Origin of the sequence: Pseudomonas sp. NDM (assembly GCF_003105095.1) — a bacterium.
GTDB lineage: Bacteria > Pseudomonadota > Gammaproteobacteria > Pseudomonadales > Pseudomonadaceae > Aquipseudomonas > Aquipseudomonas moraviensis_A.
This window is the reverse complement of the sequence record NZ_QETJ01000048.1, coordinates 1-21,345: the sequence shown is the minus strand read 5'-3', so window position 1 is coordinate 21,345 and position 21,345 is coordinate 1. Positions and strand designations below refer to the sequence as shown.

The 21,345-nt window shown below is 59.8% G+C and carries 22 protein-coding genes and 1 other RNA gene; 6 read left to right on the top strand and 17 right to left on the bottom strand.

Translation table 11 applies throughout. The features are described from left to right. Nucleotides 1–2: 2 nt before the first annotated feature. From mraY to rsmI, 9 genes are all read right to left on the bottom strand, one after another. On the bottom strand, nucleotides 3–1,085 hold the full coding sequence (gene mraY, locus DCO47_RS12655; protein ID WP_016773275.1) for a phospho-N-acetylmuramoyl-pentapeptide-transferase: 1,083 nt from the start codon (nucleotides 1,083–1,085) through the stop codon (nucleotides 3–5). Next, nucleotides 1,085–2,452: a UDP-N-acetylmuramoyl-tripeptide--D-alanyl-D-alanine ligase gene (murF, locus tag DCO47_RS12650; protein ID WP_065616616.1), complete on the bottom strand. Its 1,368-nt coding sequence runs from the start codon at nucleotides 2,450–2,452 to the stop codon at nucleotides 1,085–1,087. Before murF ends, mraY begins: the two co-directional genes overlap by 1 nt. Then, on the bottom strand, nucleotides 2,445–3,908 hold the full coding sequence (locus DCO47_RS12645; protein ID WP_116658198.1) for a UDP-N-acetylmuramoyl-L-alanyl-D-glutamate--2,6-diaminopimelate ligase: 1,464 nt from the start codon (nucleotides 3,906–3,908) through the stop codon (nucleotides 2,445–2,447). The genes murF and DCO47_RS12645 overlap by 8 nt, the downstream gene beginning before the upstream one ends. Continuing rightward, on the bottom strand, nucleotides 3,908–5,647 hold the full coding sequence (locus DCO47_RS12640; protein ID WP_172667898.1) for a penicillin-binding protein 2: 1,740 nt from the start codon (nucleotides 5,645–5,647) through the stop codon (nucleotides 3,908–3,910). Before DCO47_RS12640 ends, DCO47_RS12645 begins: the two co-directional genes overlap by 1 nt. After that, a complete protein-coding gene (gene ftsL / locus DCO47_RS12635) occupies nucleotides 5,647–5,940 on the bottom strand; it encodes a cell division protein FtsL (protein WP_016773269.1) in 294 nt (97 codons plus the stop codon). Before ftsL ends, DCO47_RS12640 begins: the two co-directional genes overlap by 1 nt. Then, on the bottom strand, nucleotides 5,937–6,884 hold the full coding sequence (gene rsmH / locus DCO47_RS12630) for a 16S rRNA (cytosine(1402)-N(4))-methyltransferase RsmH (RefSeq protein WP_042608376.1): 948 nt from the start codon (nucleotides 6,882–6,884) through the stop codon (nucleotides 5,937–5,939). Before rsmH ends, ftsL begins: the two co-directional genes overlap by 4 nt. Beyond that, nucleotides 6,881–7,336, bottom strand: coding sequence for a division/cell wall cluster transcriptional repressor MraZ (gene mraZ, locus DCO47_RS12625; protein ID WP_007917012.1), 456 nt, complete (start codon nucleotides 7,334–7,336; stop codon nucleotides 6,881–6,883). Before mraZ ends, rsmH begins: the two co-directional genes overlap by 4 nt. Nucleotides 7,337–7,738: 402 nt before the next feature. Beyond that, nucleotides 7,739–8,092, bottom strand: an RNA gene (rnpB, locus tag DCO47_RS12620) — RNase P RNA component class A. Between the two features lie 73 nt (nucleotides 8,093–8,165). Continuing rightward, nucleotides 8,166–9,071 carry a 16S rRNA (cytidine(1402)-2'-O)-methyltransferase gene (rsmI, locus tag DCO47_RS12615; RefSeq protein ID WP_016773267.1) on the bottom strand — a complete coding sequence of 302 codons (906 nt, stop codon included), beginning with the start codon at nucleotides 9,069–9,071 and terminating at the stop codon, nucleotides 8,166–8,168. A 177-nt stretch (nucleotides 9,072–9,248) separates the two neighbouring features. On the opposite strand from rsmI, the gene DCO47_RS12610 reads away from it, so the two are divergent. From DCO47_RS12610 to DCO47_RS12595, 4 genes are all read left to right on the top strand, one after another. Continuing rightward, nucleotides 9,249–11,060, top strand: coding sequence for a penicillin-binding protein activator (locus DCO47_RS12610; protein WP_064364298.1), 1,812 nt, complete (start codon nucleotides 9,249–9,251; stop codon nucleotides 11,058–11,060). Beyond that, a complete protein-coding gene (locus DCO47_RS12605) occupies nucleotides 11,060–11,422 on the top strand; it encodes a YraN family protein (RefSeq protein ID WP_065616614.1) in 363 nt (120 codons plus the stop codon). The genes DCO47_RS12610 and DCO47_RS12605 overlap by 1 nt, the downstream gene beginning before the upstream one ends. 101 nt (nucleotides 11,423–11,523) lie before the next feature. Next, nucleotides 11,524–12,117, top strand: coding sequence for a phosphoheptose isomerase (locus DCO47_RS12600; RefSeq protein WP_042608379.1), 594 nt, complete (start codon nucleotides 11,524–11,526; stop codon nucleotides 12,115–12,117). Continuing rightward, nucleotides 12,114–12,692, top strand: coding sequence for a BON domain-containing protein (locus tag DCO47_RS12595; protein WP_024014250.1), 579 nt, complete (start codon nucleotides 12,114–12,116; stop codon nucleotides 12,690–12,692). Before DCO47_RS12600 ends, DCO47_RS12595 begins: the two co-directional genes overlap by 4 nt. Nucleotides 12,693–12,740: 48 nt before the next feature. On the opposite strand, the gene DCO47_RS12590 is transcribed toward DCO47_RS12595, so the two are convergent. From DCO47_RS12590 to rplM, 7 genes are all read right to left on the bottom strand, one after another. Then, a complete protein-coding gene (locus DCO47_RS12590; protein WP_016773263.1) occupies nucleotides 12,741–13,154 on the bottom strand; it encodes a ClpXP protease specificity-enhancing factor in 414 nt (137 codons plus the stop codon). A gap of 16 nt (nucleotides 13,155–13,170) precedes the next feature. Next, complete coding sequence (locus DCO47_RS12585; protein ID WP_007961620.1) at nucleotides 13,171–13,788, bottom strand: glutathione S-transferase N-terminal domain-containing protein; 618 nt, start codon at nucleotides 13,786–13,788, stop codon at nucleotides 13,171–13,173. A 146-nt stretch (nucleotides 13,789–13,934) separates the two neighbouring features. Continuing rightward, complete coding sequence (locus DCO47_RS12580; RefSeq protein WP_065616613.1) at nucleotides 13,935–14,717, bottom strand: cytochrome c1; 783 nt, start codon at nucleotides 14,715–14,717, stop codon at nucleotides 13,935–13,937. Then, nucleotides 14,717–15,928 carry a cytochrome bc complex cytochrome b subunit gene (locus tag DCO47_RS12575; protein WP_042608381.1) on the bottom strand — a complete coding sequence of 404 codons (1,212 nt, stop codon included), beginning with the start codon at nucleotides 15,926–15,928 and terminating at the stop codon, nucleotides 14,717–14,719. The genes DCO47_RS12580 and DCO47_RS12575 overlap by 1 nt, the downstream gene beginning before the upstream one ends. Then, nucleotides 15,928–16,521: a ubiquinol-cytochrome c reductase iron-sulfur subunit gene (gene petA, locus DCO47_RS12570; protein WP_007917031.1), complete on the bottom strand. Its 594-nt coding sequence runs from the start codon at nucleotides 16,519–16,521 to the stop codon at nucleotides 15,928–15,930. Before petA ends, DCO47_RS12575 begins: the two co-directional genes overlap by 1 nt. A gap of 273 nt (nucleotides 16,522–16,794) precedes the next feature. Further along, nucleotides 16,795–17,187, bottom strand: a complete 393-nt coding sequence (gene rpsI / locus DCO47_RS12565) for a 30S ribosomal protein S9 (protein ID WP_003228056.1) — start codon at nucleotides 17,185–17,187, stop codon at nucleotides 16,795–16,797. Nucleotides 17,188–17,201: 14 nt separating this feature from the next. Continuing rightward, nucleotides 17,202–17,630 (bottom strand): 50S ribosomal protein L13, encoded by a 429-nt coding sequence (gene rplM, locus DCO47_RS12560; RefSeq protein WP_003228062.1) that lies wholly within the window; start codon nucleotides 17,628–17,630, stop codon nucleotides 17,202–17,204. 244 nt (nucleotides 17,631–17,874) lie between these two features. On the opposite strand from rplM, the gene DCO47_RS12555 reads away from it, so the two are divergent. Beyond that, nucleotides 17,875–18,915 carry an NADP(H)-dependent aldo-keto reductase gene (locus DCO47_RS12555; RefSeq protein ID WP_116658197.1) on the top strand — a complete coding sequence of 347 codons (1,041 nt, stop codon included), beginning with the start codon at nucleotides 17,875–17,877 and terminating at the stop codon, nucleotides 18,913–18,915. 46 nt (nucleotides 18,916–18,961) lie between these two features. Here the strand turns inward: DCO47_RS12555 and DCO47_RS12550 are convergent, their stop codons facing one another. Further along, entirely contained in the window at nucleotides 18,962–20,098 is a 1,137-nt protein-coding gene (locus DCO47_RS12550) for an acyl-CoA dehydrogenase family protein (RefSeq protein WP_024014254.1), read from the bottom strand. Nucleotides 20,099–20,347: 249 nt separating this feature from the next. Here DCO47_RS12550 and DCO47_RS12545 point away from each other — a divergent pair, with 249 nt between their 5' ends. Continuing rightward, complete coding sequence (locus tag DCO47_RS12545; RefSeq protein WP_165839204.1) at nucleotides 20,348–21,244, top strand: GlxA family transcriptional regulator; 897 nt, start codon at nucleotides 20,348–20,350, stop codon at nucleotides 21,242–21,244. Nucleotides 21,245–21,345: the final 101 nt, after the last annotated feature.

Below are 21,345 nucleotides of genomic sequence, written 5' to 3'. Positions count from 1 at the left end.
TTCTACCTCAGCTTCAGGGTGGCAAGGCCGACCAGGACAAGAATAACGGTGATGATCCAGAAACGGACGATCACGCGCGGCTCGGGCCAGCCCTTGAGTTCAAAGTGGTGGTGTATCGGCGCCATGCGGAACACGCGGCGACCGGTCAGCTTAAAGGAGGCAACCTGAATGACCACTGACAGGGTTTCCATCACGAACACGCCGCCCATGATGAACAGGACGATTTCCTGGCGCACGATCACGGCGATGGTGCCCAGCGCCGCGCCGAGTGCCAGTGCACCGACGTCGCCCATGAACACTTGCGCCGGATAGGTGTTGAACCAGAGGAAACCGAGGCCGGCACCAATCAGCGCACCGCAGAACACGATCAGTTCGCCCGCGCCCGGCACGTAGGGAATCAGCAGGTATTCGGCGAATTTCACGTTGCCCGACAGGTAGCAGAAAATCCCCAGGCCGCCGCCGACCATCACCGTCGGCATGATCGCCAGACCGTCGAGGCCGTCAGTCAGGTTGACCGCGTTGCTCGAACCGACAATCACGAAGTAGGTCAGCACGATGAAGCCGGCGCCCAGCGGAATGCTGTAGTCCTTGAGCATCGGCAGGATCAGCGTGGTTTCCACCGGCGTTGCGGCGGTCATATAAAGGAAGATCGCCGCGCCGAGGCCGAACACCGACTGCCAGAAGTATTTCCAGCGGCTCGGCAGGCCACGGGAGTTTTTCTCGATGACTTTGCGGTAATCGTCGACCCAGCCGATGGCGCCGAACAGCAGGGTCACCAGCAGCACCACCCAGACGTAGCGGTTGCTCAGGTCAGCCCAGAGCAAGGTGCTGACGCCGATCGACGACAGAATCAGCGCGCCACCCATGGTCGGCGTGCCGGATTTGGACAGATGCGATTGCGGGCCGTCATTGCGTACCGATTGGCCGATCTGACGGTTCTGCAGAGTACGGATCATCCACGGGCCATAGCACAGCGACAAAACCAGCGCGGTCAGCACACCGAGAATCCCGCGCAGGGTCAGGTACTGAAAGACCGCGAAGCCTTTGTAGAACTGTTGCAGATACTCCGCTAGCAGCAGCAGCATTAATGTTTCTCCAGACTGGACCCGCACAGAGCCGCAACGATGTTTTCCATCGCTGCGCTGCGCGAACCCTTGATCAAAATGGTGGTGTTTGTGTCCTGCTCGGCGGCGAGGGCCTGGATCAGCTCGGCCTGTGTGCCGAAGTGCTGCGCCTGCTCACCGAAAGCGTTTACGGCGTGGACCATGTTCGGCCCGACTGCGTAAAGCGCGGAAACCTTGCCTCGGGCGTACTCGCCCACGTCGCGGTGCCCCTGCTCCGCCCAGTCGCCCAACTCGCCGATATCCCCGAGCACCAGGACGGTGCGGCCGGAAAAGCCGGCGAGTATATCAACGGCCGCGCACATCGAGGTGGGGTTTGCGTTGTAGGTGTCGTCGATCACGCGCATGCCGTTTTTCGCCAGTTGCGCGACGGTACGTCCCTTGACCGGTTGCACCGCGCCGAGCCCGGTGGCGATGCCGAACAGCGACACGCCCAAGGCGTGAGCAGCAGCGGCGGCGGCCAAAGCATTGGCGACGTTGTGGGTACCGAGCAGGTTCAGTTGCACGCGCTCGCTGCCTTCCGGCGTGTGCAGATTGAACGCCGGGCAGCCCCGAGCATCGGTGGCCAGATCACTGGCATGGAAATTCGCCTCGCTGTTGCTCAGGGCGAAGGTCAATACCTGACGGCCTGCCGCGCGGGTCTTCCAGATACCGAAAGCCTTGTCATCGAGGTTGAGCACGGCGATGCCATCGGCGGCCAGACCTTCGATGATTTCGCCTTTGGCTTCGACGATTTTTTCCGGACCGCCGAACTCACCAACGTGAGCGGTGCCGGCGTTGTTCAGGATCGCCACGTGCGGCTTGGTCAGGCCGACGGTGTAAGCGATCTCGCCCAGACGTGAAGCGCCCAGTTCGATGACAGCCGAGGTGTGTTCCGGCGCCAGCTCGATCAGGGTCAGCGGTACGCCGAGGTCGTTGTTCAGGTTGCCACGGGTCGCCAGCACCGGACCGCGCGTGCGCAGGATGCTCGCGAGCATTTCCTTGACCGTGGTCTTGCCACTGGAACCGGTCACCGCCGCTACTGGCTGGGTGAACGCAGCACGGTTCAAGGCGCCGAGTTGGCCCAAGGCCTGACGGGTGTCCTTGACCAGCAGTTGCGGCAGAGCGCTGTCGGCGACTTCGCGCTCGACCAGTGCCGCCACGGCGCCTTTGCCAGCGACATCATTCAGATAATCGTGGCCGTCGAAACGCGGGCCAGTCAGGGCAATGAACAGTTGGCCGGGCTGGATCGCGCGGCTGTCAATACTCACGCCGTTGAAACTGGCATCGCTGCCGATCAGACGGGCTTCGAGCGCGTTGGTCAATTCGCTGAGTGTCAGGGCCTTAAGCATGGGCCACCTCCCACGCGGTCAGGGCATGATCGGCCTCGACCAGATCGGAAAACGCATGGCGCACGCCGTTGATTTCCTGATAGTCCTCATGACCTTTGCCGGCCAGGACAATCACGTCGTCAGCAGTCGCGCCGGCAATCAATTGCGCGATGGCCTGGCCGCGACCGGCGACGAAAGTGACTTTATCCACAGCGGTAAAACCGGCGCGGATGTCGTCGAAAATCACAGCAGGATCTTCGGTGCGCGGGTTGTCATCGGTAACCAGCACCTGATCGGCCAGACGCTCGACCACTTCGGCCATCAACGGACGCTTGCCGCGGTCGCGATCGCCGCCGCAGCCAAACAGGCACAGCAGTTGGCCTTTGACGTGCGGGCGCAGTGCGGTGAGCACTTTTTCCAGGGCATCCGGGGTGTGGGCGTAATCGACCACCACTAGCGGCTGCGTGCCGCCGCCCAGACGCTGCATGCGACCGGCCGGGCCTTCGAGCTTCGGCAGCACTTTGAGAATTTCGTCGAGGGCGTAATCCAGACCGAGCAAGGCGCCGACTGCGGCCAGGACGTTGCTCAGGTTGAAACGGCCGAGCAGCGTGCTGCGCAGGTGGTGTTCGCCCTGCGGCGTGACCAGTGTGGCGCGCACGCCGTGGTCGTCGAACTGCGCTTCGCGGCAGAACAGGTAAGCGCTGCTGTCGAGCAGGCTGTAGGTGATCAAACGCGACTCGCGTTTCTGCGCCGCCAGTTGCCGGCCGAAATCGTCGTCGAGGTTGACCACCCGGCACTTCAGGTCATTCCAGGCGAACAGCTTGGCCTTGGCCTCGGCGTACGCCTGCATGGTGCCGTGATAATCCAGATGATCGCGGGACAGGTTGGTCATCACTGCCACGTCGAATGCCAGCGCCGTAACCCGCCCCTGATCCAGGCCGTGGGACGACACTTCCATGGCCACAGCTTTGGCGCCGGCCTTTTTCAGGTCGCCCAGGGTCGCTTGCACGGCAATCGGATTCGGTGTGGTGTGCAGGCCGCTTTCCAGCGCGCCATAAAAACCGGAACCGAGGGTGCCGACGATGCCGCAATGCTGACCGAGCAGATCCAGTGCCTGCGCGACCAGTTGGGTCACGCTGGTCTTGCCGTTGGTGCCGGTGACGCCGATCAGGTTCAGGTGATGACTCGGCTCACCGTAAAAACGCCCGGCGATGTCCGACAGCTGCGCCGCCAGACCTTTCACAGGAATCAGTGGCACGTCGGTGATTGGCAGCACGGTCGCGCCTTCGACTTCATAAGCCACGGCAGCCGCGCCGCGTTGCAGGGCATCGGCAATGTGCGCGCGGCCATCGAAACGGCCGCCGGGCACGGCGAGAAACAGGTCGCCGGCGCGCACGTTGCGGCTGTCCAGCGCCAGTTCACGGATCAACAGATCGTGGCCGGCGTGGGGGAATATCTTGTTCAGACTTAATGACATCAGCCGCGCCCTCCATTGGCTTTCAGCGGAACGACCGGGGTGGCATTGGCCTGTTGCGTGGTCGGCAGGTTGTCCGGGGTCACGTTCATCAGGCGCAGGGTGCCGGACATCACACGGCTGAACACTGGCGCCGAGACCAGACCACCGAAGTAACCGGCCTTGGTCGGTTCATCGATCACCACAACGATGGCGTAACGCGGATCGCTCATCGGGCCGAAACCGGCGAACAGCGAACGGTAGGAGTTTTCCGCGTAGCCCTTGGTACCGACCGAGGTCTTGCGCGCAGTACCCGACTTGCCGCCGACGTGGTACGCCGGAACCTGCGCACGGAACACGCCGCGCGGCGCTTCGATCACTTGCTGCAACATGCCCTGCATGGTTTTCGCCACGGCTTCGGGCAACACTTGCGTGGTCTGCGGCATCTTGTCGGTTTTGATCAGGGTCAGCGGCGCGAGACGGCCGTTGTTGGCCAGCGCCGAGAACGCGTGCACCAGCTGGATTGCGGTCACGGAGATACCGTAGCCGTAAGACAAGGTTGCAGTTTCAGCCTTGCGCCATTCGCGATAGTTCGGCAGATTGCCGACGCGTTCGCCGGGGAAGCCCAGGCCGGTGTCCTGACCGAGGCCGACTTTCTGCGCCAGACGGAAAATGGTTTCGCCGCCGATATCGAAGGCGACCTTGCTCATGCCGACGTTACTGGAATTGATCAGGATGCCGGTCAGATCGAGCACCGGGCCTTCGGTCTTCGACACGTCTTTGATGGTGTACTTGCCGATCTGCAACGAGCCCGGATACACCTCGACGGTGTCGCTCGGTTTCCAGCGACCGGTTTCGATCGCCGCGCTCATGGAAATGGCTTTCATGGTCGAACCCGGTTCGAACACGTCGATCATCGCGCGGTTGCGCATCATCGCCGGTTGCAGGTTGCGACGGTTGTTCGGGTTGTAGGTCGGCTGGTTGACCATGGCCAGAATCTCGCCGGTCTTCACATCCATGATCACCAGACTGCCGGCCTTGGCGCCGTTCTCGATGATCGCGTTGCGCAGCTCACGGTTGGCCAGGTATTGCAGACGCAGATCAATCGACAACGCCAAGGGCTTGCCGGCCTTGGCGTTCTTGGTGACCTGAACATCCTTGATCAGCCGGCCACGGCGATCCTTGATGACTTGTCGTTTGCCCGGCACCCCGGCCAGCCATTCGTCATAGGCCAGCTCGACGCCTTCACGACCGTGATCGTCGATGTCGGTAAAGCCGACCATGTGCGCGGTGACTTCACCGGCCGGGTAGAAGCGGCGGAATTCTTCGATGCCGTACACGCCCGGCACTTTCAGATCGAGCACAGCCTGGCCCTGCTCGGGGGTCAGCCCGCGCACCAGATAAATGAATTCCTTGTTGGCCTGGGCTTCGAGACGTTCGCTCAGGGCTTTCGGGTCCTGACCCAACGCGGCGGCAAGTGCCGGCCACTTCTCTTTGGCAGTCTGCATTTCCTTGGCATTGGCCCACAGCGTGGTCACCGGCGTGCTGACGGCGAGAGGCTCGCCATTACGGTCAGTGATCAGGCCACGGTGCGCCGGAATCGGGATGTGCCGCAGGCTGCGTGCGTCGCCCTGCCCCTTGAGGAAATCACGGTCGACCACTTGCAGGTCGATGATGCGCCAGCAGATCGCCGCGACCATCAGGCCGAGCAGCGCCACCATCAGGCGGAAGCGCCATGGGAACAGTGCGCCTTCGAGTTTCATCATGGCGCCACCATCTTCACGTCAGCCGCGCCAGGGATGTGCATTTTCAGCTGTTCGGTCGCCAGCACTTCGATGCGGCTGTGCGCAGTCCAGGTGCTCTGCTCGAGAATCAGCCGGCCCCACTCGGCCTGCGCCTTGTCGCGCACGCTGAGCTCGTTGTACAGGGTGTTGAGCAACTGCCGGTTCCAGTGCGCGCTGTACGACACGGCGATCGCCGAAAACAGCACGCCGATAAACAGCAGCAGCATCAGAAAGCTGCCGCCGGGCAGTGGCTTGGCGAAAAGCTTGCTCACCGCAACTTCTCCGCGACACGCATGACGGCGCTACGGGAACGTGGGTTGGCTTTGAGCTCGGCGTCGGAGGCCGTCTGGGCTTTGCCGTGGACTTTGATTTTCGGTTCGAAGGCGACGTGGCGAACCGGCAGGTTGCGCGGCAGGTTGTCGGCTTCGCCTTTCACCAGCTTGCGCATGAACAGTTTGACGATGCGGTCTTCCAGCGAGTGGAAGCTGATCACCACCAGACGACCGCCGATTTCCAGCGCTTCCAGGGCGGCGTCGAGACCGGCTTCCAGGTCGCCCAGTTCGTTATTGACGTGAATGCGCAAACCCTGGAACGCGCGAGTGGCCGGGTTCTTGCCCTTTTCCCACGCCGGGTTGGCGACTTTCAGCACTTCGGCCAGATCGGCCGTGCGTTCGAATGGCTTGATGTCACGACGCTCAGCGACGGCACGGGCCATGCGCCCGGAAAAACGTTCTTCACCGTATTCCTTGAACACCCGGGCGATTTCCTCCACCGGCGCGGTGTTGACGAATTCGGCGGCGCTGATGCCACGGGACGGGTCCATGCGCATGTCCAGCGGCCCGTCATTGAGGAAGCTGAAGCCACGCTCGGCGTCGTCAAGTTGCGGCGACGACACGCCGAGGTCGAGCAGAATGCCGCTGACCTTGCCGGTCAGGCCTTGTTCGGCAACCACCGAACCGAGCTCGGCAAAGCTGCGCTGCACAACGACAAAGCGGCCGTCTTCGGCCGCTAGCGCTTGCCCGGTGGCAATCGCTTGTGGATCCTTGTCGAATCCGATAAGTCGACCGTCCGGCCCAAGCTGGCTGAGGATCAACCGGCTGTGCCCGCCGCGCCCGAACGTGCCGTCCAGATAGCAGCCATCAGGACGTACGGCGAGAGCCTCGACGGCTTCGTCAAGCAGTACGGTGATGTGGTTAAAGCCGCTATCAATAGTCACAGGATCAAATCACGCAGTTCATCAGGCATCGCGCCCGGTTGTTGAATAGCAGCAAGGTCAGCGGCAGATACCGCGTTCCATGCATCCTCGTCCCACAGTTGGAACTTGTTCAGTTGGCCGACCAGCATCGCGCGCTTGTCCAGCTTGGCGTACTCGCGCAAACGCGGCGGAACCAGGAAACGACCACTGCCATCGAGTTCGAGGTCGACGGCATTACCAATCAATAAACGCTGCAGCCGACGGTTCTCTTCGCGAAGCGAAGGGAGTGCGCGCAACTTGGTTTCAATAATTTCCCACTCGTCGAGCGGATAGACACACAGACACGGATCAACGGCATCAATGGTCACGATCAATTGGCCGGAACTACGCGAATCGAGCTCGTCACGGTACCGGCTCGGCATGGCGAGACGGCCCTTTGCATCGAGACTGATAGCGTTAGCTCCGCGAAACACGTCAGCGTTTCTCCAATTTTTATCGTTTTGAGCTCAAAAAACCCACTTCATGCCACTTTCCGCCACTTGCGCACACTATAGGAATGCGCCCACCACACCGTCAAGGCGCGGATTAAAGGAAAAGCCTTACAGAACGGAGATTTAGCGACGTAAAAGGAGGCTCAACGAGAATCTGACGTGAAGTTTTGACCAATAACCTGATACAGCACTGAAAGCTGCGCTCAAAAGTTAAAGTAGTTTGTTAAGAGTAAGATTTTTTCGGTATTACGAATGCGCTTCGGCTGTTGACTGAAGCAGGGTGGGAAAAGGCTATTACCGCGTTTGCCGCTGCCGGAATTTCAGACCAGGCCGGCTGATATTACACAGCCGCGTCTTCTTTGTTTCAAGCAGGGAAAGAAAAAGGTGGAGAGTCGATCTGTAAGCCGGGTTCTGTCTTGAACAGTCATTCGTCTACGATGGCCATCACTGGACATCTTTAGCAACCTACCCGGTCCCAGCGCGGGCCACGCCTTGGGACCCTATTTGGTCTTGCTCCAAGTGGGGTTTACCTAGCCACGAACTGTTGCCAGACGTGCGGTGCGCTCTTACCGCACCTTTTCACCCTTACCGGCGCTTGCGCGCTTAGGCGGTTATTTTCTGTGGCACTTTCCGTAGGCTCACGCCTCCCAGGCATTACCTGGCACTTCGCCCTATGGAGCCCGGACTTTCCTCCCCCCCCTAATTTTCATAGAGGGCAGCGACTGTCCGATCGACTCTCCGCCGCGAAGGTTAACGGCAGAGCGCCGGAAGAACAAGCGCTAAAACCCTCAGGAACGCCATGGGCGACGGCTTACACGCCTTTCTGTTTATCCAGCGCCACCTGATAAAGCACGTTTTTGCGCTCGCCGGTGATTTGCGCTGCCAGTGCGGCGGCGCGCTTGAGCGGCATTTCTTCGAGCAGCAGATCGAGGATGCGCATGGCTTCACTGCTGACCGCGTCCTCCGACTCTGGCGCGGTCCAGCCGGCCACCAGCACCACGCACTCGCCGCGCTGCTGATTGCTGTCGGACTCGACGAACGCACGCAGTTCGCTGAGCGGCAGGCCTTTGAGGGTTTCGAAGGTTTTGGTGATTTCCCGCGCCAGCAATGCCTGACGCTCGCCACCGAACACCGCTTCCATGTCCTGCAAACATTCGAGAATGCGATGTGGCGCCTCATAGAAGATCAATGTGCGCGGTTCTTCTTTTACCGCTTCCAGACGCGCCTTGCGCCCGACCGATTTGGCCGGCAGGAAGCCTTCGAAGATGAAACGATCGGACGGCAATCCCGCCGCCGACAGCGCCGCAATCAACGCGCAGGCACCCGGCACCGGCACCACATTGATGCCGGCCGCCCGGGCCTGACGCACCAGGTGATAACCCGGATCGGAGATCAATGGCGTGCCGGCATCGGAAATCAGCGCCACGTTGTCGCCCGCCAGCAACCGGGTAATAAAGCGGCTACCCTCATCCCGTTCGTTGTGCTCGTGGCACGCGGCCAACGGCGTGCCGATACCGAAGTGCTGCATCAGACGCGCCGAGTGCCGCGTGTCTTCCGCCGCGATCAACGCCACTTCGCGGAGGATCTTCAGGGCCCGGGCGCTGATGTCGTCCAGGTTGCCGATGGGCGTCGCCACCACATAAAGCGAGCCAGCAGCGGAATTCAAAGGACCTGGAGCAGTCAAAGCGCACACCTCGTGATCGGTAAAAGCGGCCATTGTAGCGCGTCATGAGGATTGCGATGCGCTCCAGCCAAACGCGGTTTTTCCCACGGTTGTGCGCTTGCGCAACATTTACGCCAGCTAAATTGACCGATTCACACCAGTAACATCGCGCCCCGGCCAGTGCTTGGGTACAATTCCACGCTAATTTGATCGAGTATCAGGAACACTTACATGATCGCTTGCCTGCGGCTGTTCACTGCCCTCTGCCTCGCTGCCTTGTTGGCCGCGTGTGCCAGCTCCCCTTCCTCCAGCCTTGGCGAACTTCCACGGACTCCGGACGCCAGCATCGAGCAACTGCTCGAACAGGCGGCCCAGGCCAAGACCCCGGAACAAGCCGCCCTGCTGCGCCTCAGCGCGGCGGACCAGGCTTACCGCCAAGGCAATGCCGGCCAGTCCGCGCAAATCCTGCAACAAGTGCCGGTGGAGCAACTCAAGCCGGGCCAGCAGATTTTCGCCAACACGCTGTCCGCCGAACTGGCCATGACCCGCAATCAGCCGAAAGCCGCGCTGACTGCCCTGAGTCATCCAAGCTTCCAGAAGCTCGGTGAAATGCCGCAAGAGCAGCAAGTCCGCACCGGCACTGTTCACGCCCGCGCCCTTGAAGCTGATGGCCAGACACTCGCCGCTGCTCGCGAGCGTGTGTTCATCGCGCCGATGCTGGAAGGCGAAGCGGCGAGCAAGAACCACGAAGCGATCTGGACCCTGATCGCCTCGCTGCCAACCGATCAACTGCAACCCAACACCACCGATGATCTCGGCGGCTGGATGGCGCTGGCGCAAGCGGTGAAAACCGCCGGTACGCTGGAGCAGCAGCAAGCCGCGATCGACACCTGGCGCGCGCAGAATCCAAAGCACCCCGCCGCAATCAACCTGCCGCTGCCGCTGACCAAACTCAAGGAACTGGCCAGCCAGCCACTGAGCAAAATCGCCCTGCTGCTGCCACAGGACGGCCAGTTGGCGTCGGTCGGCAAAGCACTGCGTGAAGGCTTCATGGCCGCGCATTATCAGGCGCAGCAGGCCGGGCAGAACCCACCTGCCATCGAGTTCTACGACAGTTCGAAGCTGACCTCGATGGACGAGTTCTATCGCAAGGCTCAGGCTGACGGCGTGCAACTGGTGGTTGGCCCGCTGGAAAAACCCCTGGTCAAACAGCTGAGCACTCGCCCGCAACTGCCGATCACCACCCTTGCGCTGAACTACAGCGAAGGCGAGCAGGGCCCGGCGCAATTGTTCCAGTTCGGTCTGGCGGCTGAAGACGAAGCTCGTGAAGTGTCCCGTCGCGCCCGCGCCGATGGTCTGCATCGCGCTGCGATCATGGTGCCGAAGGGCGAATGGGGCGATCGCGTTCTGCGCGCCTTCAGCCAGGACTGGCAAGCCAACGGCGGCAGCATCGTTGCCACCGAGCGTGTTGATCAGCCGGTGCAACTGGCCCAGCAGATTGCCGACATGTTCCAGCTGCGTCAGAGCGAAGCTCGCGCCAAGAGCCTGCAGAACGTTGCCGGCACTAACGTTGCCGCCCAGCCATCGCGCCGCCAGGATATTGAATTCATCTTCCTCGCCGCGACGCCGCAGCAAGCCCAGCAGATCAAACCGACCCTGAATTTCCAGTACGCCGGTGACGTGCCGGTCTACGCGACTTCCCACGTGTACAGCGCCAGCGGCGACGTCAACCAGTACAACGACATGAACGGCATTCGCTTCTGCGAAACCCCATGGCTCCTGGAAACCAGCGATCCGCTGCGCCAGCAAGTCACTGCACAATGGCCGCAAGCCAACGGCAGCCTTGGTCGCCTGTACGCCATGGGCGCCGATGCCTACCGTCTCGCTCCACGCCTGGGCCAGCTCAAAGCCCTGCCGGACAGCCGCATCGAAGGTCAGTCGGGCAGCCTCGGCATGACCCAGACACAGCGCGTTGTGCGGCAGTTGCCTTGGGCGCAGTTCGTCAGCGGTCAGGTACAGCGCCTGCCGGACACGCCGCGCTGATGCCCGACAGGTCACGCTCGCAAAGCGGCAAGGATGCCGAGCGCCAGGCGCTCGAACATCTGCAACAACACGGGCTGCGCCTGCTGGCGCAGAACTGGTTATGCAAACGCGGCGAGCTTGATCTGGTCATGCTTGATGGCGATACAGTAGTATTCGTTGAAGTTCGCTACAGAAAAAACACTCAATGGGGTGGCGCGCTCGCCAGTATCGACGAGCGCAAGCAGCAGAAACTGATCTATGCAGCACAGTATTTTCTTCAGCGCGAGTCGCGTTGGGCCAATTCCCCCTGCCGCTTCGATGTGGTGGCGATCGAAAGCCACCCCGATCAGCTGAACTGGTTGCAGAATGCTTTCGACAGTTGATCGCCTGCACGCTGCCCCGTTTTCGTCCGACACATTTTGCTCTTTGCTTTGCGGGTTGCACATTCACGTGCCGAACAGCCGCGCCACTTAAGGTCACACAGATGGACATGCAATCCCGAATTCGCCAGCTTTTCAAGGCCAGTATCGACACCAAAGAACAGGCGATGAACGTAGTTGCACCGCACATCGAGCAAGCCAGCCAGATCATGGTCAACGCCCTGCTCAACGAAGGCAAAATGCTCTCGTGCGGCAACGGCGGCTCGGCCGGCGACGCTCAGCATTTCTCGTCGGAACTGCTCAATCGCTTCGAGCGCGAGCGTCCAAGCCTGCCGGCGATTGCGCTGACCACCGACACCTCGACGATCACCTCGATCTCCAACGACTACAGCTACAACGAAGTGTTCTCCAAGCAGATCCGCGCCCTCGGCCAGCCAGGCGATGTGCTGCTGGCGATTTCGACCAGCGGTAATTCGGCGAACATTATTCAAGCGATCCAGGCCGCACATGATCGCGAAATGATTGTCGTAGCTTTGACCGGACGCGATGGCGGCGGCATGGCGTCGCTGCTGCTGCCCGAGGACGTCGAAATCCGCGTCCCGGCCTACGTCACTGCACGTATTCAGGAAGTCCACTTGCTGGCGATCCATTGCCTTTGCGATCTGATCGACAGCCAACTGTTCGGGAGTGAAGAATGACCCCTAATCGCCTTGGCCTTCTGGCCTTGACCCTGTGCCTCGGCATCAGCGGCTGCACTTCGGTGGTGAATGCCAGCCGTGAAGCGCCGATCGAAGACGACCGTGGCACGCGCACCTTCGGCAGCAAGATCGACGACTCGTTGATCGAAACCAAGGCGGGCGTGAACATCGCCAAGGCCGACCCGGCCCTGGACAACGATTCACACATCGTCATCACCAGCTTCAACGGTGTCGTTCTGCTCGCCGGCCAGACGCCACGCGAGGACCTTAAGGCCAAGGCTGAACAAGCCGCCGCCAACGTGCAGCGCGTGAAGAAAGTCCACAACGAGCTGCAAGTGCTGCAACCGTCCTCCCTGCTCGCCCGTCAGAACGATGCGTGGCTGACCACCAAGATCAAGACGCAGATGCTCACCGATGCCAGCATTCCTGGCTCGCGCATCAAGGTCGTGACCGAAAACGGCATCGTCTACCTGCTGGGCCTGCTGACCAAACAGGAAGCCACTCAGGCGACCAATCTCGTTCAGGGTGTATCCGGTGTGCAGAAGATCGTGAAGCTGTTCGAATACATCGACTGACCGCAAACGTCAGGCACAAAAAAGGCGATCCATACGGATCGCCTTTTTTTATTTCACAACCTTCAAGCTCGGCCGGCCACTTGGGCGCGGCGGTTCGCTGCCCGGTGGCGGCGAGTCGTCATCCGGATCGATATCTTCCTCGTCGTCCATCGGCAACTCGAGGTCAAACACCATGCCCTGGCCGTTTTCCCGGGCGTAGATACCCAGGATCGCGCTGATCGGCACATAGAGGCTGTGTGGAACACCGCCGAAGCGGCCTTCGAACGTCACCACGTCGTTGTCCATGTGCAGATGACGCACAGCACTCGGCGAGATGTTCAGGACGATCTGGCCGTCACTGGCAAAGCCTTGTGGCACCTGCACCGCCGGGTACTCGGAGTTGACCAGCATGTGGGGGGTGCAATCGTTATCCACAATCCACTCGTAGAGCGCGCGGACCAGATAAGGTCGACTGGAGTTCATAGCGGCTCCTTAAGCCTTAGCGCATATCGCGTTCGACACCAGACAGACTCGCCTGGAAAGCCTCACGCGCAAACTGACGCTCCATATAATCAAGCAGCGGCTTGGCCGGCCGCGGCAGTTCAATACCCAGAATCGGCAAACGCCAGAGTATGGGTAATAGGCAGCAATCCACCAGACTTTGTTCCTCACTGAGGAAGAACGGTTTGTCGGCAAACAGCGGCGAAACGCCGGTCAGGCTTTCGCGCAGCTCCTTGCGCGCCACGACCCGTGCGGCCTCTTTGCTCTTGGGATCCAGAATCAGATCCACCAGCCCGCACCAGTCACGCTGAATCCTGTGAATCAGCAGACGGCTGTTGGCCCGCGCCACCGGATAAACCGGCATCAGCGGCGGGTGCGGGTAACGCTCATCCAGATACTCCATCACCACGGTCGACTCCCACAACGCCAGGTCACGATCGACCAGCGTCGGCAGACTGCCGTAAGGGTTCACCTCAATCAGTTTAGGCGGCTGGCGGCCGGCCTCCACGTAAATGATTTCGGCGCTGACACCCTTCTCTGCAAGCACGATGCGCACTCGGTGGGAATAGTGGTCGGCGGGGTCGGAGTAACAGGCCAACCGATTGGTCACGCCCATGGCGATCCTCCTCGCTTGTTGAATTTGTCGGAACCGGAAAAACGCGCGCGCCCAGAGGGCACCTCCCGCAGGGTCTGACGGAGCAGACCCTGCTTTAGCGGAGGCGCCCTTGGGCGCGCGCGATTAACAGCAATGCTTGAAGCGTATCAGTGCACGTCTTTCCAGTATTCACGCTTGAGCAGATAGGCGAACACAAAGAAGAACGCCAGGTACAGCAAGACATAAGTACCGATGCGCTGATGTTGCAGCTTAACCGGGTTAGCCGAGTAAGCCAGGAAGGTTACCAGATTCTTGACCTTCTCATCGAACTGCTCTTCGTTCAGAGCACCTGACTTCGGCACGATGGTCAGTTGATCGCACGCTTCATGGGTCAGCGGCGTGCCGGTCAGCGGATCGTATTGTTTCTTGCCGTCCTCGACGATCTGCACCTGTTTGCAGCCGACCACCTGACGACCCTGCAGGCCAACCAGTACGTTAGGCATGCCGACGTTCGGGAAGACCTTGTTATTCACGCCCCATGGACGCGCCGGATCTTCGTAGAACGACTTCAGGTAACCGTAGAGCCAGTCGGTACCGCGCACCCGCGCCACCAGCGTCAGGTCCGGCGGCGCTGCGCCGAACCAGGTTTTGGCGTCGGCCGGTTGCATACCGATGTTCATGTGGTCGCCGATCTTGGCGCCGGTGAACACCAGCTTCTCCAGCATCAATTCGTGCGGGATGCCGAGGTCATCGGCAACGCGCTCGTAACGCTGGAACTTGGCACTGTGACAACCCATGCAATAGTTGGCAAAAGTCCGCGCACCATCCTGCAGGGCGGCTTTGTCGGAGACGTCGATATCGACATGTTCCAGTTCTGGACCATGGCCCTCGGCAGCAAAAACCAGGGAAGGCAGCGCAGCAAAAAACAGAGCAAGAAATAACTTTTTCATCAGCCAGTCACCCTTTCCGGAACCGGTTTGGTCTTCTCGAGCCGGGTGTAGAACGGCATCAGAATGAAGTAGGCGAAATACAGGAAGGTGCAGACCTGCGACAGCAGCGTGCGCCCCGGTGTCGGCGCCAGAACGCCCAGAATGCCGAGAATCACAAAGGAAATGCAGAACACCACCAGCCAGATTTTGCTAAGCCAGCCTTTGTAGCGCATCGATTTCACCGGACTGCGATCCAGCCACGGCAGTACGAACAGCACCGCAATTGCAGCTCCCATGGCGATAACGCCCAAGAGCTTGTCCGGCACCGCACGCAGGATTGCGTAGAACGGCGTGAAGTACCAGACCGGGGCAATATGCTCAGGTGTCTTGAACGGGTTGGCCGGCTCGAAGTTAGGTTTTTCGAGGAAGTAACCGCCCATTTCCGGGAAGAAGAACACAATGAAGCAGAAGATGAACAGGAACACCACGACGCCGACAATGTCCTTCACCGTGTAGTACGGGTGGAACGCAATGCCGTCCAGCGGGATGCCGTTCTCGTCCTTGTGCTTCTTGATATCGACGCCGTCAGGGTTGTTCGAACCCACTTCGTGCAGCGCCAGAATGTGCAGCACCACCAGACCGAGAATCACGATTGGCAATGCAACAACGTGCAAGGCGAAGAAGCGGTTCAGGGTGATTCCGGAGATCAGGTAGTCACCCCGAATCCACTGGGTCAGGTCATCGCCGATCAGCGGAATCGCACCGAACAGCGAGATGATCACCTGGGCGCCCCAGTACGACATTTGGCCCCACGGCAGCAGGTAACCCATGAACGCTTCAGCCATCAGCGCCAGATAGATCAGCATGCCGAACACCCAGACCAGCTCGCGCGGTTTCTGGTACGAACCGTAGAGCAGGCCGCGGAACATGTGCAGATAGACGACGATGAAAAATGCCGAGGCGCCGGTCGAGTGCAGCAGACGCAGGATCGAGCCGTACTCGACGTCGCGCATGATGTATTCAACAGAAGCAAAGGCTTCTTCTGCCGACGGCGTGTAGCTCATCGTCAGCCAGACACCGGTGACGATCTGGTTGACCAGCACCAGCAGCGCCAGCGAGCCGAAGAAATAGAAGAAGTTGAAGTTTTTCGGTGCGTAATATTTGCTGAGATGGTCTTCCCACATTTTCGTCGCTGGAAAGCGCGCATCAACCCAATCCATGAACTTGCTCATCACGCTTTCTCCGTATCGACGCCAATGACAATCAGGTCATCGGTCTCATAGGAATGCGGGGGAACTGGCAGGTTCAAAGGCGCAGGTTGCGACTTGTAGACGCGGCCAGCCAGATCGTAATGGGAACCGTGGCACGGGCAGAAATAGCCGCCTACCCAGTCTTTGCCCAGATCCGCAGGTGCCACTTCGGGACGGAAGGTCGGTGAGCAACCCAGGTGCGTACAGATCCCGATCAGCAGCAGAATTTCCGGCTTGATCGAGCGTACTTCCGGGTCGACATAAGTGGGTTGCGTGGAGTTTTTGGAGGTCGGATCGGAGAGCTGACCCTCGATCTTTTTGAGATTCCCCAGGATTTCCTCCGTACGGCGGACAATGAACACCGGCTGGCCGCGCCATTCAGCAATCATCTGCTGGCCTGGCTCGATTTTGCTGACATTCACTTTCACCGGTGCACCGGCGGCTTTCGCCTTGGCACTGGGAAACCATGACCCCACGAACGGGACCGCAGCCCCCACCGCTCCTGCAGCACCCACCACGGATGTGGCTGCCACCAAGAAGCGACGCCGGCCTGCATTCACGCCGTCATTGCTCATTCAGTCCTCTCCCATCAGCTTTTTTGGCCTGTTAAATCAGGCGTCTACTAAATAAATCAAATGTTACTTATAAAAATTTTGCCCGAATGGTAATGAAAACCCCTAATTCTGACAAGGTTAATTCCCGGGAGCTCAGCCCCTCAAGCCTTGGAGTATAGGGGGTCTACGGATGTGGCAAGTTGTCACAACGCAATTCTTTGATAAATCGCAGGCATAAAAAAACGCCCGCTTCCGTGAGGAGGCGGGCGTTCTTTTTTGAACGTGGAAGCGGAATTAACGCTTCGAGTACTGCGGACGCTTACGCGCTTTACGCAGACCGACTTTCTTACGTTCAACTTCACGGGCGTCGCGGGTAACGAAGCCAGCTTTGCGCAGAGCGCTACGCAGGGTTTCGTCGTAGTCCATCAGAGCGCGAGTGATGCCGTGGCGGATTGCGCCAGCCTGACCACTTACACCACCGCCGATCACGGTGACGTAGATGTCGAACTTCTCGACAGTCTCGGTCAGCTCCAGCGGCTGACGAACTACCATGCGGGCAGTTTCGCGGCCGAAGAAGTTATCCAGCGAACGGTTGTTGATGGAGATGTTACCAGTACCCGGACGCAGGAAAACGCGTGCGGTTGCGGTCTTGCGACGGCCAGTGCCGTAATTTTGAGTCGCCGACATAATGAACTATTCCGTTAAATCTTCAGTTCTTGGGGCTGCTGAGCAGTATGAGGGTGTGCAGCGCCCGCATAGACTTTCAGCTTACGGTACATGTCGCGACCCAGTGGGTTTTTAGGCAGCATGCCTTTAACCGCGGTCTCGATCACGCGCTCAGGGGCTTTGGCGATCAGCTTTTCAAAATTGATCGACTTGATGCCGCCCGGGAAACCGGAGTGGGAGTAGTACATTTTGTCAGTGGTTTTAGCGCCGGTAACACGGATCTGCTCGGCGTTGATGACGACGATGTAGTCGCCGGTGTCAACGTGAGGAGTGTACTCAGGCTTGTGCTTGCCACGCAGACGGCTCGCGATTTCGGTGGCCAGACGACCCAGGGTCTGACCAGCAGCGTCGACGACAAACCAGTCGCGCTTTACTGTTTCCGGTTTAGCAGTAAAAGTTTTCATTCTTTATAGCCTCAGGGGCCGCCTGTAAATAAGACGGCGGATCTTACTGAATAGTGCGTACTTTGACAAGTCAAAGGCAGCCGGATACAGACGCTTTCGGGGGCTCGGGTCGGCGCGTCCGTTCAACGGCAAGATTCTTCGGCGGCGGCGCATCACTTCCACTGCAGAAAGAGGTCGGCAATTATGCAGATTGCGAAAAATTTTTCAACCTGCTTTTATGATTGTTTTGCCCAAGGAGCACCCGATGGACTATCGCCAGCTAGGCCGTACCGACCTGAACGTGAGTGCAATCTGCCTCGGCACCATGACCTGGGGCGAGCAAAACACTGAAACTGAAGCCTTCGCCCAGATCGAAAGGGCCAAGGAAGCCGGGATCAATTTCCTCGACACCGCCGAAATGTATCCGGTGCCGCCAAAAGCCGAAACCTACGCCACCACCGAGCGCTACATCGGCAATTACTTCAAGAGTCGCGGTGACCGTGCCGACTGGATCCTCGCCAGCAAGATCGCCGGCCCCGGCAACACCATCGACTACATCCGCGACAAGAACCTGCGGCACAACCGTCAACACATCACCGAAGCACTGGACGGCAGCCTCAAGCGCCTGCAGACCGATTACATCGACCTGTACCAACTGCACTGGCCGGAACGCAGCACCAACTTTTTCGGACAGCTGGGCTACAAGCACAAGATCGAAGCCAACCTGACCCCGCTCGAAGACACCCTCGAGGCTCTCGACGAGCAGGTAAAGGCTGGCAAGATCCGCCACATCGGTCTGTCCAACGAAACGCCGTGGGGCACCATGCGTTTTCTCGCGTTGGCCGAAGCCCGTGGCTGGCCGCGCGCCGTGTCGATCCAGAACCCCTACAACCTGCTCAACCGCAGCTTCGAAGTGGGCCTGGCGGAGATCGCCATCCGCGAACAGTGCGGCCTGCTCGCCTATTCGCCACTGGCGTTCGGCTTCCTCTCCGGCAAGTACGAAGGCGGCGCCCGCCCACCGAAAGGCCGCCTGAGCCTGTACAGCCGCTTCAGCCGCTATTTCAACCCGCAATCGGAAGCGGCGTGCAGCCGTTACGTGGCACTGGCCCGTGAGCACGGTCTGGATCCGGCGCAAATGGCCCTGGCGTTCGTGACCCAGCAACCGTTCGTGACCAGCAACATCATTGGCGCGACGACGCTGGAACAGCTGGACAGCAACATTGCCAGTTTTGATCTGAAACTGTCTGATGAGGTGTTGGCCGGGATCGAAGCGATTCACAAGGATCATCCGAACCCTGCACCTTGAGTGACCGCTAGAAGCTTCGCGAGCAGGCTCGCCAATACAGCGAAGATCAGAGCGACCGCGCAATAATCTCCTTCATGATTTCATTGGTGCCGGCATAGATCCGTTGCACCCGCGCATCCGCCCACGCCCGGGCTACCGGGTATTCCCACATGAAGCCGTAGCCGCCATGCAGTTGCACGCATTCGTCGAGCACTTTGCACTGCAGGTCGGTGCCCCAATACTTGGCCATCGCCGCCGTCGGCACATCGAGTTTGCCTTGCAGGTGCAGTTCCAGGCAGCGGTCAACGAAGACTCGGCCAATCTGAATCTCGGTAGCCATCTCGGCCAGTTTGAAGCGGGTGTTCTGGAAGTCGGCAATCGCCTTGCCGAACGCCTTGCGATCGCGGGTGTAATCCAGCGTCCATTGCAGCGCTGCCTCGGCCGAGGCCAGCCCGCCGATGGCCACGGTCAGGCGCTCCTGCGGTAATTCCTGCATCAGATAGGCAAACCCGGCACCCGCCTGCCCGAGAAGGTTTTCCTTCGGCACACGAACGTCCTGGAAGAACAATTCCGAAGTGTCCTGCGCTTTCATGCCGACCTTCTCCAGGCGCTTGCCCTTCTCGAAGCCCGGCGTATTTGCCTCCACCAGAAACAGGCTGGTGCCCTTGGCGCCGGCCTTCGGATCGGTCTTTGCCACCACAATCACCAGGTCAGCCAGAAAGCCATTGGTGATGAAGGTTTTCGATCCGTTGATCACATATTCGTCACCGTCCAGTACCGCTGTGGTCTTGACCCCTTGCAGGTCGGAACCGGCGCCAGGCTCGGTCATGGCAATCGCCGTGACCATTTCGCCCGAGACCAGCTTCGGCAGGTATTTGTGCTTCAGTGCTTCGCTGCCGTAATGCAGGATGTACGGCGCGACGATGTCCGAGTGCAGGGAAAAGCCGATGCCGGTCAGGCCCAGGCGACCGACCTCTTCAATCACCACGGTGCTGTACAAAAAATCCGCGCCCAATCCGCCATATTCCTCTGGCAGATGCGAACAGAGCATCCCCGCCTCCCCCGCCTTGTTCCAGAGTGCGCGATCGATGTGCCCCTGCTTCTCCCACTGAGCGTGATACGGCACGGCCTCTTTTTCGAGGAAAGTTCGTACGCTGTCGCGGAACAATTCGTGCTCGGAGCTGAACAGGGTTCTGGGAATCATGCGGCACCTTTGTTTTTGTTGGAGGGATACGGCATTCAGAGACTAAGCCCGACTCCCGCTACGCGACACTGGACACATCCGACAAAAAATAAGACGATCCAGCCGTCTGGTGACCACTTTCCCTTATAAAAACAAAACAAAAGTTGAATTATGTCCAAGCACGTCTCCCCGCCCTTGCGGCGCGTCAGCATCCTGGCCGTCGACCGGGTTTTCGCTTACACCCTTATGCAGGCCAAGGATTTTTTCCATGTGGCCAGCCTGCGTTATGGCAAACAACTGGGCCATGGCCTGACGCCGGCGTTCGAAACGCGCCTGGTCAGCCCTGATGGCAAACCGGTAAAAAGCTTCAGCGATGTAGTCATGCCGGTCGACGGCGGCCTGGAAAACGCCGATGTGATCATCCTCCCGGCGTTCTGGGACGATTTCGACACGCTGTGCAGCCGTTATCCGCAGATCCTCCCTTGGCTGCGTGAACAGCATGCGCGCGGCGCGGTGTTATGCGGTGAAGCCACGGGAGTGTTCTGGCTCGCCGAAGCCGGCCTGCTCAATGGCAAGGAAGCGACCACCTACTGGCGCTTCTTCAATGCATTCGCCGAGCGCTTCCCCAAGGTCTATCTGAATCAGGACAAGCACCTGACCGATGCCGACAATCTCTACTGCGCCGGCGGCACCACCTCGGCCTGCGACTTGTATATCTACCTGATCGAACGCTTCTGCGGCTCGAACGTGGCACAGGCCGTGGCCCGCGACATTCTTTACGAAGTACAGCGCAGCTATTCGCCGGGACGCATCGGTTTCGGCGGGCAGAAACTGCACCAGGACGTGATCATTCTGCAGATCCAGCATTGGCTCGAAGAACATTTCGCCGACAAGTTCCGCTTCGAGGACGTCGCCCGCGAGCACGGTATGAGCATCCGCAATTTCATGCGCCGCTTCCAGACCGCCACCGGCGACAAGCCGCTGCACTACTTGCAGCGCCTGCGCATCGAGACCGCCAAGGGCTTGCTTTCGGGCACACGCAAAAGCATCAAGACCATCAGTTATGAGGTCGGTTACGACGATGCGAGCTTCTTTGCGCGACTGTTCCGCCAGCACACTGAACTGTCGCCTAACCAGTATCGGCAGCAGTTTCAGCAGGCTGCCTAACCCTCTGCCCACGCACAACCCCATGTAGGAGTGAGCCTGCTCGCGATTGCGTCCGTCCGTGCAGCATTGATGTTACTGACCCAACGCTATCGCGAGCAGGC

Coding starts and splice junctions, on each gene's coding strand:
- petA (WP_007917031.1), bottom strand. CDS start 16,521: ATGAGCAATGACGGCGTGAATGCAGGCCGGCGTCGCTTCTTGGTGGCA.
- DCO47_RS12610 (WP_064364298.1), top strand. CDS start 9,249: ATGATCGCTTGCCTGCGGCTGTTCACTGCCCTCTGCCTCGCTGCCTTG.
- DCO47_RS12590 (WP_016773263.1), bottom strand. CDS start 13,154: ATGAACTCCAGTCGACCTTATCTGGTCCGCGCGCTCTACGAGTGGATT.
- DCO47_RS12575 (WP_042608381.1), bottom strand. CDS start 15,928: ATGAGCAAGTTCATGGATTGGGTTGATGCGCGCTTTCCAGCGACGAAA.
- DCO47_RS12550 (WP_024014254.1), bottom strand. CDS start 20,098: ATGATTCCCAGAACCCTGTTCAGCTCCGAGCACGAATTGTTCCGCGAC.
- DCO47_RS12585 (WP_007961620.1), bottom strand. CDS start 13,788: ATGGGCGTGACCAATCGGTTGGCCTGTTACTCCGACCCCGCCGACCAC.
- murF (WP_065616616.1), bottom strand. CDS start 2,452: ATGCTTAAGGCCCTGACACTCAGCGAATTGACCAACGCGCTCGAAGCC.
- DCO47_RS12640 (WP_172667898.1), bottom strand. CDS start 5,647: ATGAAACTCGAAGGCGCACTGTTCCCATGGCGCTTCCGCCTGATGGTG.
- rpsI (WP_003228056.1), bottom strand. CDS start 17,187: ATGTCGGCGACTCAAAATTACGGCACTGGCCGTCGCAAGACCGCAACC.
- DCO47_RS12645 (WP_116658198.1), bottom strand. CDS start 3,908: ATGTCATTAAGTCTGAACAAGATATTCCCCCACGCCGGCCACGATCTG.
- rplM (WP_003228062.1), bottom strand. CDS start 17,630: ATGAAAACTTTTACTGCTAAACCGGAAACAGTAAAGCGCGACTGGTTT.
- rsmI (WP_016773267.1), bottom strand. CDS start 9,071: ATGGCCGCTTTTACCGATCACGAGGTGTGCGCTTTGACTGCTCCAGGT.
- mraY (WP_016773275.1), bottom strand. CDS start 1,085: ATGCTGCTGCTGCTAGCGGAGTATCTGCAACAGTTCTACAAAGGCTTC.
- DCO47_RS12555 (WP_116658197.1), top strand. CDS start 17,875: ATGGACTATCGCCAGCTAGGCCGTACCGACCTGAACGTGAGTGCAATC.
- DCO47_RS12595 (WP_024014250.1), top strand. CDS start 12,114: ATGACCCCTAATCGCCTTGGCCTTCTGGCCTTGACCCTGTGCCTCGGC.
- DCO47_RS12605 (WP_065616614.1), top strand. CDS start 11,060: ATGCCCGACAGGTCACGCTCGCAAAGCGGCAAGGATGCCGAGCGCCAG.
- DCO47_RS12600 (WP_042608379.1), top strand. CDS start 11,524: ATGGACATGCAATCCCGAATTCGCCAGCTTTTCAAGGCCAGTATCGAC.
- DCO47_RS12580 (WP_065616613.1), bottom strand. CDS start 14,717: ATGAAAAAGTTATTTCTTGCTCTGTTTTTTGCTGCGCTGCCTTCCCTG.